Origin of the sequence: Pseudomonas sp. NPDC089530 (genome assembly GCF_050280705.1) — a bacterium.
Taxonomy (GTDB): domain Bacteria; phylum Pseudomonadota; class Gammaproteobacteria; order Pseudomonadales; family Pseudomonadaceae; genus Aquipseudomonas.
Genome location: NZ_JBNNVU010000124.1, coordinates 1 through 12,655 on the forward strand (window position 1 = coordinate 1; position 12,655 = coordinate 12,655).

Annotated in this window: 13 protein-coding genes; 3 read left to right on the top strand and 10 right to left on the bottom strand. The window is 63.0% G+C overall.

Annotated features, from left to right (window positions below):
• Together ACQKQA_RS27685 and ACQKQA_RS27690 are read left to right on the top strand one after the other, a co-directional pair.
• A partial coding sequence (locus ACQKQA_RS27685) for a glutamine synthetase family protein (RefSeq protein ID WP_427564400.1) occupies positions 1–705 on the top strand: 705 nt, incomplete at its 5' end.
• Positions 706–916: 211 nt separating this feature from the next.
• On the top strand, positions 917–1,552 hold the full coding sequence (locus ACQKQA_RS27690) for a TetR/AcrR family transcriptional regulator (RefSeq protein WP_427564401.1): 636 nt from the start codon (positions 917–919) through the stop codon (positions 1,550–1,552).
• A 65-nt stretch (positions 1,553–1,617) separates the two neighbouring features.
• Here ACQKQA_RS27690 and ACQKQA_RS27695 read toward each other — a convergent pair whose 3' ends face one another.
• From ACQKQA_RS27695 to argE, 10 genes are all read right to left on the bottom strand, one after another.
• The gene (locus ACQKQA_RS27695) at positions 1,618–1,833 is read right to left on the bottom strand and encodes a TOBE domain-containing protein (RefSeq protein ID WP_007928303.1); all 216 of its coding nucleotides are present in this window, start codon (positions 1,831–1,833) and stop codon (positions 1,618–1,620) included.
• A 38-nt stretch (positions 1,834–1,871) separates the two neighbouring features.
• Entirely contained in the window at positions 1,872–2,678 is an 807-nt protein-coding gene (ssuB, locus tag ACQKQA_RS27700) for an aliphatic sulfonates ABC transporter ATP-binding protein (protein WP_427564402.1), read from the bottom strand.
• A complete protein-coding gene (gene ssuC / locus ACQKQA_RS27705) occupies positions 2,675–3,463 on the bottom strand; it encodes an aliphatic sulfonate ABC transporter permease SsuC (protein ID WP_427564403.1) in 789 nt (262 codons plus the stop codon). The genes ssuB and ssuC overlap by 4 nt, the downstream gene beginning before the upstream one ends.
• A 9-nt stretch (positions 3,464–3,472) precedes the next feature.
• The gene (ssuD, locus tag ACQKQA_RS27710) at positions 3,473–4,621 is read right to left on the bottom strand and encodes an FMNH2-dependent alkanesulfonate monooxygenase (protein ID WP_427564404.1); all 1,149 of its coding nucleotides are present in this window, start codon (positions 4,619–4,621) and stop codon (positions 3,473–3,475) included.
• A gap of 25 nt (positions 4,622–4,646) precedes the next feature.
• Positions 4,647–5,615: a sulfonate ABC transporter substrate-binding protein gene (locus ACQKQA_RS27715; RefSeq protein WP_427564405.1), complete on the bottom strand. Its 969-nt coding sequence runs from the start codon at positions 5,613–5,615 to the stop codon at positions 4,647–4,649.
• A gap of 90 nt (positions 5,616–5,705) precedes the next feature.
• Positions 5,706–6,299, bottom strand: a complete 594-nt coding sequence (ssuE, locus tag ACQKQA_RS27720; RefSeq protein WP_427564406.1) for an NADPH-dependent FMN reductase — start codon at positions 6,297–6,299, stop codon at positions 5,706–5,708.
• 299 nt (positions 6,300–6,598) lie between these two features.
• Entirely contained in the window at positions 6,599–7,237 is a 639-nt protein-coding gene (locus tag ACQKQA_RS27725) for a peroxiredoxin (RefSeq protein WP_427564407.1), read from the bottom strand.
• Positions 7,238–7,509: 272 nt separating this feature from the next.
• On the bottom strand, positions 7,510–8,883 hold the full coding sequence (locus tag ACQKQA_RS27730; RefSeq protein ID WP_427564408.1) for an OprD family porin: 1,374 nt from the start codon (positions 8,881–8,883) through the stop codon (positions 7,510–7,512).
• Positions 8,884–9,391: 508 nt separating this feature from the next.
• Positions 9,392–10,690 (bottom strand): amino-acid N-acetyltransferase, encoded by a 1,299-nt coding sequence (gene argA, locus ACQKQA_RS27735; RefSeq protein WP_427564409.1) that lies wholly within the window; start codon positions 10,688–10,690, stop codon positions 9,392–9,394.
• Positions 10,691–10,836: 146 nt separating this feature from the next.
• The gene (gene argE, locus ACQKQA_RS27740) at positions 10,837–11,985 is read right to left on the bottom strand and encodes an acetylornithine deacetylase (protein ID WP_427564410.1); all 1,149 of its coding nucleotides are present in this window, start codon (positions 11,983–11,985) and stop codon (positions 10,837–10,839) included.
• A 158-nt stretch (positions 11,986–12,143) separates the two neighbouring features.
• Here argE and ACQKQA_RS27745 point away from each other — a divergent pair.
• Positions 12,144–12,655: inorganic triphosphatase (locus tag ACQKQA_RS27745; protein ID WP_427564411.1), on the top strand; the 512-nt coding region annotated here is incomplete at its 3' end.

Below are 12,655 nucleotides of genomic sequence, written 5' to 3' on the forward strand. Positions count from 1 at the left end.
GCCGACCCGATCAAGGCCTGCGATTACGCGGTACTGCTCAAGCGTCTGATCAAGAACATCGCCTACGACCATGAGATGGACACCACCTTCATGGCCAAGCCTTATCCGGGCCAGGCGGGCAACGGTCTGCACGTGCACATTTCGGTCATGGACAAGGACGGCAAGAATATTTTTGCCAGCGAGGATCCCGAGCAGAACGCCGCACTGCGTCACGCGATCGGCGGTGTGCTCGAGACCCTACCGGCGCAGATGGCTTTCCTCTGCCCGAACGTCAACTCCTACCGTCGTTTCGGCGCGCAGTTCTACGTACCGAACTCGCCGAGCTGGGGCCTGGACAACCGCACCGTCGCCCTGCGCGTGCCGACCGGTTCCGCCGACGCGGTCCGCCTGGAACATCGCGTGGCCGGCGCCGACGCCAACCCGTACCTGCTGATGGCTTCGGTCCTGGCGGGCGTGCACCACGGTTTGACCAACAAGATCGAGCCGGGCGCGCCAACCGAAGGCAACTCCTACGAGCAGAACGAGCAGAGCCTGCCGAACAACCTGCGCGATGCCTTGCGCGAGCTGGACGACAGCGAAGTCATGGCCAAGTACATCGACCCGAAATACATCGATATCTTCGTGGCCTGTAAAGAGAGCGAGCTGGAAGAGTTCGAACACTCGATCTCCGACCTCGAGTACAACTGGTACCTGCATACCGTGTAAGCGGCCGCAGCCAGAAAACGACGCCACAGGCCGCAAAGCCTGTGGCGTTTTTTTATGCCCGCCTTTCGGCGGATCGCGGGCAAGCCTCGCTCCTACAAGAGCCATTGCATACACCTCGGCCCCGCAGGAGCGAGGCTTGCCCGCGAAAGCGTCCTGGCAGACAACACCCAACACGCCTCGTACAATGCCCGCTGCCCCGCAGGAGACTCCCATGACACGCGTAGCCACACCCCGCAAACCCCGCGCACGCAGCCAGGCCCGGATCGACTCGATACTCGATGCCGCCCGTACCCTGCTTGCCGCCGAGGGCGTGGCCAGCCTGTCGATCTACAGCGTGGCCGAACGCGCGGAGATTCCGCCCTCCTCGGTCTATCACTTCTTCGCCAGCGTCCCTGCGCTGCTCGAAGCCCTGACCGCCGACGTCCACGCCGCGTTCCGCGCCTGCCTGCAAGAACCCATCGACCACGCCGCCCTGACCAACTGGCACGACCTGTCGCGCCTGGTCGAGCAGCGCATGCTCGCCATCTACGACGCCGACGCCGCAGCCCGCCAGTTGATCCTGGCCCAGCATGGCCTAACCGAGGTCACCCAGGCCGACCGCCAGCACGACATCGAGCTGGGCGACCTGATGCATAAACTGTTCGACCGGCATTTCGCGCTACCGGCGCTGCCCGAGGATGTCGATGTGTTCGCCCTGGCCATGGAACTGGGCGACCGCGTCTACGCCCGCTCGGTGCAGCAGCACGGGCAGATCACCGGGCGCATGGCCGAAGAAGGCATGCGGGTGTTCGACGCCTACCTGGGGCTGTACCTGCCGCCCTACCTGCCCAAGCGCCCCGCCCTGTAGCGGTCACCGCCCACAAAAAAGCCCCGAAGGGCTCACGCCATCCGGGGCCGGCTGTCGCGCATCGATCACAACTTGGCGATCGAGACCTCGGTGGACTTCACGAAGGCGATCACTTCACTGCCGATCGCCAGTTCCAGTTCCCGGACCGAGCGCGTGGTGATCACCGAAGTGACGATGCCGGATGCCGTCTGCACGTCGATTTCCGACAGCACGTCGCCTTCGACGATTTCCTTGATGGTGCCTTTGAATTGGTTGCGAACGTTGATGGCCTTGATAGTCATGGTGTCGATTCCTGTCTTGGTAAAGGTCTGAGTGGGTGTTACAGCGCCCAGCGCAATTGCGTGGGCAAGGGTGAAACGGGTTCCGGCTCGGGTGGCGACCCGGGCAGCGACAACACGCGGTTGAGGACTTCGGCCTCCAGTGCAGCCAGTCGATGGGAGCCCCGCACCCGTGGGCGCGGCAACTCCACCAGCAAGTCGAGACCGACCTCGCCGTCTTCGATCAGGATCACCCGGTCGGCCACCGCCACCGCCTCGCTGACATCGTGGGTCACCAGCAGGACGGTGAAGCCATGCTGCTGCCACAAGCGTTCGATCAGTTGCTGCATCTCGATCCGGGTCAGGGCATCCAGCGCCCCCAGCGGTTCGTCCAGCAGCAACAGGCGCGGCTGGTGAATCAGCGCCCGGGCCAGGGCCACGCGCTGCTTCTGGCCGCCGGACAAGGCCGCCGGCCACTCGTTGGCGCGATCGGCCAGGCCCACCGCCTCGAGGGCTTGCAGGGCCTGGGGACGCCAGTCGCCCCTGAGGCCCAGGCCGACGTTGTCGATGACTTTCTTCCAGGGCAGCAGGCGCGCCTCCTGGAACATCAGGCGGGTGTCTTCGATGGCCTCGCTCAGCGGTGCGGCGCCGGCCAGCAGTTGCCCGCCGCTGGGTTGGTCGAGGCCAGCCAGCAGGCGCAGCAAGGTGCTCTTGCCGCAGCCGCTGCGGCCGACCACCGCGACGAACTGACCCGCTGAAATGTGCAGGTCGATCTCGCGCAATACCTGGCGCGCACCGAAGGTCTTTTGCAGCTTGCGCACCACCAGTGGAATACCGCGCAGCAGGCGTGGAGGTTGTTGAGCCGTCATTGCGCACCACCCCTGGCCACTTGATAGGCCGGATGCCAGCGCAACCAGGCGCGTTCCAGACTCCGCGCCGCGAGGTCTGCCAGTTTGCCGAGCAGCGCATACAGGACGATGGCCAATACCACCACGTCGGTCTGCAGGAATTCCCGGGCGTTCATCGCCAGATAACCGATGCCGGAGCTGGCGGAAATGGTTTCCGCGACGATCAGGGTCAGCCACATGAAGCCCAGGGCAAAACGCACGCCCACCAGGATCGAAGGCAAGGCGCCGGGCAGTATCACCTGGCGGAACAAGGCAAAGCCGCCCAGGCCATAACTGCGGGCCATTTCCACCAGCGCCGGGTCGACGTTGCGAATGCCGTGGTAGGTGTTCAGATAGATCGGGAACAGGGTGCCCAGGGCCACCAGGAAAATCTTCGCCGACTCATCGATGCCGAACCACAGGATCACCAGGGGAATCAGCGCCAGGTGCGGCACGTTGCGGATCATCTGCACCGAGCTGTCCAACAGGCGTTCGCCCCACTTCGACAGGCCGGTGATGAACCCCAGGGCCAGGCCGATGCCGCCGCCGATCAGGAAGCCGATCGCCGCGCGCCAGCCGCTGATGGCCAAGTGGGTCCAGATTTCGCCGCTGCGGATCAGGCCGACGCCGGCTTCGATCACCGCGCTGGGAGCCGGCAGGATCCGCGTCGACAGCCAGCCGGCCGAGACCGACAGCTGCCACACCGCCAGTAACAGCAGCGGCAGGGCCCAGGGCGCCAGGCGGTGCAACAAGGTTTGTCCGTTCATGGCCGCGCCTCAGCTCTGGGACGCAGCTTTGGGGAGGATGTCGTTGGCGACCATCTCGCCGAACGGGCTCACATAGCCGGCGCCCTTGGGCAGCTCGGGGCGCTGGATATCCAGGTGCGGGAACAGCAGCTCGGCCACCCGGTACGGCTCTTCCAGGTGCGGGTAACCGGAGAAGATAAAGGTATCGATGCCCAGGTCCGCGTACTCCTTCATCCGCGCCGCCACGGTCGGACCGTCGCCCACCAGCGCGGTACCCGCGCCGCCCCGCACCAGGCCGACGCCGGCCCACAGGTTGGGGCTGACTTCCAGCTTGTCACGGCGCCCGCCATGCAGGGCCGCCATGCGCTGCTGACCGACCGAGTCGAAACGCGCCAGGGACGCCTGGGCCCGGGCGATGGTGTCGTCGTCCAGATGGGAGATCAGGCGCTCGGCCGCCTGCCAGGCCTCGGCGTTGGTTTCCCGAACTATCACGTGCAGACGGATGCCGAAGCGCACGCTGCGCCCCTGCCTGGCGGCCTTGGCGCGGACCTGCTCGATCTTCTCGGCCACCGCGGCCGGCGGCTCGCCCCAGGTCAGGACCATGTCCACCTGTTCGGCGGCCAGGTCCTGCGCGGCTTCCGAGGAGCCGCCGAAGTACAGCGGCGGACGCGGTTGCTGCAACGGCGGATAGAGCAGCTTGGCGCCCTTCACACTGATGTGCTGGCCGTCGTAGTCGACGGTTTCGCCTTCCAGCACGCGGCGCCAGATGCGGGTGAATTCCACCGAGGCCTGATAGCGCTCTTCGTGATCGAGGAACAGGCCGTCACCGGCCAGCTCGTCCGGATCGCCGCCGGTCACCAGGTTGAACAGCGCTCGGCCACCGGACAGGCGATCCAGGGTCGCCGCCTGGCGCGCCGCTACCGTCGGGGAAATGATCCCGGGGCGCAGGGCGACCAGGAACTTCAGGCGCTGAGTCACCGGAATCAGTGACGCTGCCACCAGCCAGGAATCCTCGCAAGACCGACCGGTGGGAATCAGCACGCCGCCGAAACCGAGGCGGTCGGCCGCCTGGGCGATCTGCTGCAGGTAACCGTGATCGACGGCGCGAGCGCCTTCGGCGGTGCCAAGGTAATGGCCGTCACCGTGGGTAGGCAGGAACCAGAAAATATTGAGGCTCATGGAGTTGTCTCCTAAGGGAATCGGATTACGGCGCTTTGGCAACGGCGGCTGGAGGGGTCCAGATCACGTCCTTGATGCTCAGGGGTTTGGGGATCAGCTTGAGCTGGAGGAAGCTGTCGGCGATTTTCTGCTGGGCCGCCACCACCTGCGGGGTCAGGAACTGCGCGCCGTAACCCTGGCGCTGCACCGAGGTCCGGGTGATGTCCAGCGGCAGGCCGAGCAGTGGTGCCACCTGCTGGGTCACTTCGTCCGGGTTGGCCTTGGACCACTCGCCCACCGCGCGCACTTCTTCCACCAGGGCCTTGATCACCTCGGGGTGCTGCTGCGCATAGGGTTTCTTCGCCAGGTAGAACTGATGGTTGTCGACGATGCCGCGGCCGTCACGCAGGGTGCGGGCCTGCAGCTGTTGCTCGGCCGCCGCCTGATAGGGGTCCCAGATCACCCAGGCATCGACGCTGCCGCGCTCGAAGGCGGCGCGGGCATCGGCGGGCGGCAGGAATACGGTCTGGATATCGCTGTACTTGAGGCCGGCGTCTTCGAGGGCGCGGACCAGCAGGTAATGCACGTTGGAGCCTTTGTTGAGCACGACTTTCTTGCCCTTGAGCTCGGCCACCGATTTGATCGGCGAGTCCTTGGGCACCAGGATCGCCTCGCTGCCCGGGGCCGGCGGCTCGTAGGCCACGTACAGCAGGTCGGCACCGGCGGCCTGGGCGAATACCGGCGGGGTTTCGCCGGTGACGCCGAAGTCGATGGAGCCGACGTTCAGCCCTTCCAGCAGCTGCGGGCCGCCGGGGAATTCGGTCCATTGCACCTGCACGCCCTGCTCCGCCAGGCGCTTCTCCAGCGAACCCTTGGCCTTGAGCAGCACCAGGGTGCCGTACTTCTGATAACCGATACGCAGGGCTTCGGCTGCTTGGGCTTGAACGATGGCGCCGAAGGACACAGCCGCAGCAAACAGAGCGACCAGACCACGACGCAAAATCACAGGGCGCATGGCGCTCTCCTTTTTGCGGTTGGGTTTTGGCTGCACCTGCTAAGCCGTTGGCGGCTGAGTAAGGCCAGTGATACGAATTCCGGGTGGGGCTTAGATGCTCCAGCGAGCACTCAACAAACGGTCATTCAACAGATTCGGGTCCAGTGGCTTGGGACGCCGCGCCATGGCGCTGTGAAACTGTCCCAACGCCTCGCGCAGACGCTGCTCCAGTGCTGGCGCCAGCTGCGCCTGGGCGCTGCCTTCGCCGTAGGCGATCTGGCTGTCCTCGGCGAAGATGCCCTGGAGCATCTCCTGGGCCTTGAGGGCCGACAGCACCGGCTTGAGCGCGTAGTCCACCGCCAGCATGTGGGCGATGCTGCCGCCCGTGGCCATCGGCAGGACCACCTTGTGATTCAGGGCGCGCTCCGGCAGCAGGTCGAGCAGGGTTTTCAGTGCGCCGGAAAACGAGGCCTTGTAGATCGGGGTGGCGATCAGCAGGCCGTCGGCCTGTTCGATCTGTTGCAGCAGGTCGATCACCAGCGGGCTGTCGAAGCGCGCGTGGAGCAGATCCTCAGCCGGAAAATCCCGTACCTGATAGCCGACCACTTCCACACCTTGTTGCTGCAACCAGCGTTTGGCGTGTTCCAGCAGCACCCCGGAGCGGGAGCGTTGGCTGGGACTGCCACCGAGTGAGACGACCAGCATGCAGAGGGTTCCTTTCACGGTAATGGGCGATTCGCGGTTTGCGATCTCGCTGAGCTGAGCAGACCTTACCAGCCTATTCATATATCCATAAATCTTATTTATTCATTTGTTTATTCTTTAAATGAATATATAGAGCCTATTCTCCAGGCAAAAAAATAGGCCGTCGAAACGGCCTAAAACCCCTGCTTTATGGATGCGGTACATAACCTGTAGGAGCGAGGCTTGCCCGCGATGGCGTCATCCGTGACCACCACAACCTCGCGTCGTGCCTATCGTGGGCGCTCCTACGGTCTCTGGTATTAGCGATTGGGTTGCGGCGTCAGGCGCAGGTAGGGTTTGACCGCGCGATAACCTTTGGGGAAGCGCTGCTTGATTTCGTCTTCGTCCTTGAGCGACGGCACTATCACCACCTCGTCACCGTCCTGCCAGTTGGCCGGCGTGGCCACCTTGTAGTTGTCGGTGAGCTGCAGCGAGTCGATCACCCGCAGGATCTCATGGAAGTTGCGCCCGGTACTGGCCGGATAGGTGATGGTCAGGCGCACCTTCTTGTTCGGGTCGATGACGAACAGCGAACGCACGGTCAGGGTGTCGTTGGCATTCGGGTGGATCAGGTCGTACAGGTCCGAGACCTTGCGGTCGGCGTCGGCCAGGATCGGGAAATTGACCAGGGTGTTCTGGGTTTCGTTGATGTCCTCGATCCACTTGTGGTGCGAGTCCACCGGGTCCACCGACAGGGCAATGGCTTTTACCCCGCGTTGGGCGAATTGGTCCTTGAGCTTGGCGGTGAACCCCAGCTCCGTGGTGCACACCGGGGTGAAATCCGCCGGGTGGGAAAACAGTACGCCCCAGCTGTCGCCGAGCCACTCATGGAAACGAATCTTGCCGGCACTGGAATCCTGTTCGAAGTCGGGGGCGATATCGCCCAATCTGAGGCTCATGCTGCTGCTCCTGTGAGTGCGTTATGAGCCCTACTCTGCCTGCGCCTGGAGATATTTAAAAAGAATAAATATCGATTTATTTAGGCCTGAAAGGAATATTAAAAATCTCTTCACTGGATTCGCACCCGCCCAGGGCACACCATCCTCGACAAGGTTCGAGAAGGCCTTGAGTAGCTGTAAAGAGGGGATTCGGGAAGGACCTGCGGGGGTGGGTCCGACCTGGATGACAACACCTCGCCCGGCATTGCGCCGGGCGAGGTTTTTACGTCGGATTACAACAGCGGGATCGAGTAGCTGACGATCAGGCGGTTTTCGTCCTGCGAGCGCTGGCCAGGAATGTCGTTACGCCACATGGCGTTTTTCCAGGTCAGGCCCAGGTTCTTCAGTGGACCTTCCGGAATCACGTAGGCCACGGTCAGGTCGCGTTCCCACTCGCTGGCGTTGGTCGCCGAAACGGTACGCTGAGGGAGAACGGAACCCTCTTTGCCGGAAGTGTCGATGTTATCGCCACGCAGATAGATCACACCGGCGGTCAGGCCAGGCACGCCGACCTTGGCGAAGTCATAGGAGTAGCGAGCCTGCCAGGTACGTTCACCAGCACGGGCGAACTTGGAGATCTGCATGTCGGTGGTCAGGTAAGCCGACGAACCGTCACCCTGGTTCAGCCAAGGGAAGTCGCTGTCGCCGTTGCTGACCTGATAGCCGCCACCGAAGGTATGGCCGTTCACCGAGTACAGGAACAGGCCGCTGACCAGGTTGTTATCAACCTTGCCCTTGGTGATGCCGGTACCGTAGTCGCCGGTGGTGTAGTAGGCCGGATCGTGGCCGTTGGCACCGTCGTCGCGGCTGTTGAAGTAGCGCAGGTCGGACTTCAATACGCCCGGGCCGATGGCCCAGTTGTGCAGCAGGCCAACGAAGTGCTGCTTGTAGAAGTCTTGCAGGTTGCCGTAGTAGTACTGAGCCGTCAGATCTTTAGTGATCTTGTAGTCACCACCACCGTAGATGAACTTGTTGCTGTCACGACCGGCAGCGGTGTGCGCGTTCGCACCAGCGATCGACAGTTCTTCGTTGTTGCTGGAGTTACGACCCTTGGCGTGCTCGATCTGACCACCGACCAGTGTCAGGTCCTTGATGTCGTTCGAGGTGATCTGACCGCCCTGGAAGGTTTGCGGCAGCATACGACCATCGTTGGTTACGATGACCGGCAGCTTTGGCTGCAGGGTGCCGAGCTTCAGTTCGGTCTGGGAGATCTTGGCTTTGGCAGTCAGGCCCAGGCTGGAGAAGTTATCAACAGCTTTGCCGTTGGACTCGCTTGGGAAAACGGTGCCGCCATAAGAGGTAGCATTGGCGCCGTTGGTGCCGCCGCCCGAATCCAGCTTGATGCCCAGCAGGCCGATAGCATCCAGACCGAAGCCCACGGTGCCTTCGGTGTAGCCGGAAGTGAAGTTGAGCTGGAAGCCCTGGCCCCACTCTTCCTGCTTGTTCTGTGCGCCGGACGCCTTGGTATCAGCATCACGGTTATCAGTATTGATGTAGAAGTTACGCAGACCCAGAGTGGCCTTGCTGTCTTCGATGAAACCGGCGGCGCCTGCCTGCTGCGCCATCACCCCAACGGCCACAGCCAGGGCCAAGGTGGACTTGTTCATGTTTCGCTCCTCTCGTTTCTAATTCTTGTGTACTCAGGCCCAGGATCTTGTGCCCCGGGTCCATCGGTGGGCGATTAGCGCCAGACCGTGACTCATAAGTCAATCGTAACCAACTGTGTCTACGACCAAGGTCTAATCGCGATGATTGGGTCCTTGCAGGGTAATGAATTTCTCATAAACCCAAAAAGAATTATTTCATTATTTTTCATACCGTTCAGGAATATAACGAGACACAACCCTTTGTGCCGTGGCACAAAGTATCGGCGCTCCTTTTGATTCCTAAATGGTATTTCCCTGCTGATCTTTAGATCGATCAGTTAAAACGCTGGCCAGATACGTCACCCAGTATCAAAAAGGCGACGCAATCATGGCTAAACGCTAATGCTCTCGTCAATTTGTTACAGTTTTTGTATCGCCCGCATTTATTTTTCCGACATGAAAAACCACCCGCGACAGGCACTGCAAAAACCCGCTCCTGTCAAGAGCGGGCTTCCGGACGCCGGGGTATTCAGAGGGCTTTTTCGAAGATTTTCGAATTGCGCTGGTAGTTGTACAGCGAGGCCCGCGCGGAAGGCAGACGCTCGACGCTGCTAGGCGCAAAACCGCGCTCGCGGAACCAATGGGCGGTGCGGGTGGTGAGGACGAACAGGGTCTTCAGGCCCTGGGCCCGGGCCCGGGTTTCGATCCTTTCCAACAGTTCGTCGCCACGACCGCCGTGGCGGTATTCGGGGTTCACCGCCAGGCAGGCCAGTTCCCCGGCATCGGAATCGGCGATCTGGTAGAGCGCCGCGCAGGCAATGATCATGCCCTCGCGCTCGACCACGCTGAACTGCTCGATCTCGCGCTCGAGCACCTCGCGGGAACGCCGCACCAGGATCCCCTGCTCTTCCAGCGGGCTGATCAGATCCAGCAGACCGCCGACGTCCTCGATGGCTGCTTCGCGAACCCGTTCGAACTGCTCCTGGGCCACCAGCGTACCGCCACCGTCACGGGTGAACAGCTCGGTCAGCAGCGCGCCGTCCTCGGCGTAACTGACGATATGGCTGCGCCCTACGCCGCCCCGGCACGCCTCGGCCGCGGCATCCAGCAGCTCGGCCTGATAGTTGCTGCCCAGGCGCTGCAAATGGGCCGGCACCTGCTGCGGACGCAGCTCGCGCACCAAATGGCCACTTTCGTCCAGCAGCCCCTGCTCGGCGCCGAACAGCAGCAGCTTGTCGGCCCCCAGGTCGATGGCGGCGCGAGTGGCGACGTCTTCGCAGGCGAGGTTGAAAATTTCCCCGGTCGGCGAGTAGCCCAAGGGCGACAGCAGCACGATGGAGCGTTCGTCCAACAGGCGATTGATGCCTTTGCGGTCGACCCGCCGCACTTCGCCGGTGTGGTGATAGTCGACGCCTTCGAGCACGCCGATCGGCCGGGCGGTGACCAGATTGCCGCTGGCCACCCGCAAGCGCGAGCCCTGCATCGGCGAGGACGCCATGTCCATGGACAGCCGCGCTTCGATGGCGATCCGCAGCTGGCCGACGGCGTCGATCACGCATTCCAGGGTCGCCGCATCGGTGATGCGCAGGCCGTGGTGGTAATGCGGGGTCAGGCCGCGCGCCGCCAGGCGGGCTTCGATCTGTGGACGCGAGCCGTGCACCAGCACCAGGCGCACGCCCATGCTGTGCAGCAGCACCAGGTCATGGACGATGTTGCCGAAATTCGGGTGCTCGACACCGTCGCCGGGCAGCATGACGACGAAGGTGCAATCGCGGTGGGCATTGATATAGGGAGAAGCGTGACGCAGCCAATTGACGTATTCGGGCATAACCTGAGCCTGTAAATAAGAAGCAGCCTATGAAAGGACGAAACGGGAAAACGCACAGCGGGCTGGTGGTTATCGTCGGAACAGGCTTGGCGACACGCTCGCTCTCCTTCAGGTACGGGCTTGGACGTCGGTGATTTAGGGAAAACTCAGGCCGGCGTCAGGCAATAATGTTCGATCAGTTCGCGTAATAGATGCACGGTAGGCTGCAAGCGTGACATTTCGAGGTACTCCCCCGGCTGGTGCGCACAGGCAATGTCGCCCGGGCCCAGTACCAGCGTCTCGCAGCCAAGGCGCTGAAGATAAGGCGCTTCGGTGCCGAACGCCACTGCTTCGGCGCGATGACCGGTCAGGCGCTCGGCGATCCGCACCAGTTCGGTGTCTTCGGCCTGTTCGAATGACGGCGCTTCGGGAAACAGCGGCGCGTAGTCGATCTTCACCTGATGCCGTTCGGCCACGGGTTGCAGCCTCTGCCGGATGGCCGCGCGCAGCGCCTGCGGGTCCATGCCCGGCAATGGCCGCAGGTCGAACTCCAGCGAGCATTGGCCACAGATCCGGTTCGGATTGTCGCCGCCATGGATACAGCCCAGGTTCAGGGTCGGATACGGCACGCTGAACTGCGGATTGCAAAATTCCCGCTGCCACGCCAGGCGCAGGCCACGCAGTTCGCCGATGGCGTCGTGCATGGCTTCCAGGGCGCTGTGGCCCAGGCTCGGGTCGGAGGAGTGGCCGCTGCGCCCGAGAATATCGATGCGCTCCATCATCACGCCTTTGTGCATGCGGATCGGCCTGAGCCCGGTCGGTTCGCCGATCACCGCAGCGCGTCCCAATGGCCGGCCGGCTTCGGCCAGGGCCCGGGCGCCCGCCATGGAGCTTTCCTCGTCGCAGGTGGCAAGCACCAGCAGCGGCTGCTTGAAAGGCTGATCCAGCAGCGGCCGGACCGCCTCGATGATCAGGGCGAAAAAGCCCTTCATGTCGCAACTGCCCAGGCCGACCCAACGGCCGTCGACCTCGGTGAGTTTCAGCGGGTCGGTCTGCCACAGCGCGCCGTCGAACGGCACGGTGTCGCTGTGGCCGGCCAGCACCAGGCCGCCGGGGCCGCTGCCAAAACTGGCGAGCAGGTTGAACTTACCGGGGTTGACCTGCTGGATATCGCAGGCAAAACCCAGGTCGCCGAGCCAGCTCGCCAGCAAGTCGATGACCGCCCGGTTGGACTGGTCCAGCGCCGGCTGGGTGCAACTGACCGAAGGCGTGGCGATCAGCGCGGCGAACTGCTCTTTCATGGACGGCAATGGCATGCGCTGGCTCCCTGGCTCCTGGACGAAGTTCATCATAGAGCCATCCGGCGAGCGGAATAAACCGTCACGACGCCTGGACGCGGCGAGTCCTGTACACTGCACGGCCTTGGCAGCCACACATTCCCCCGGCTGCGCTCCCGATCCTGGATTTTCCGGCCATGCAGAAAGAAACCGAAATCAAACTCCGCGTCAGCCGCGAAACCCTCGCCGCCCTGCGTGAGCACCCGCTCCTGAAAAAACGCAACAAAAGTGGCTGGGAACACCGTGAACTGATGAACCAGTACTTCGATACGCCCGAGCGCGACCTGGCCCACGCCAAGGTCGCCTTGCGCCTGCGCCGCGACGGCGACGAAGTGATCCAGACCCTCAAGACCCGCGGCCAGAGCGTTGCCGGCCTGTCGGAACGCAACGAGTACGACTGGCACCTGGCCAAAGCCAAGCTCGACCTGAAGAAACTCGACGGCGAATGCTGGCCCGAGCAACTGGCCGAACTGGACAAGAAAACCCTCAAGCCACTGTTCACCACCGACTTCGTCCGCGAACGCGCGGAAATCGCCTGGGGCCGCGGCAAGGCCAAGGTGGTGATCGAAGCCGCCCTGGAGCCAACAGGACCATTGAACGCTCTGTCTCCAGCCAGTCTTCCGAACTCCAGGTCGAACGCCTGCGCTCC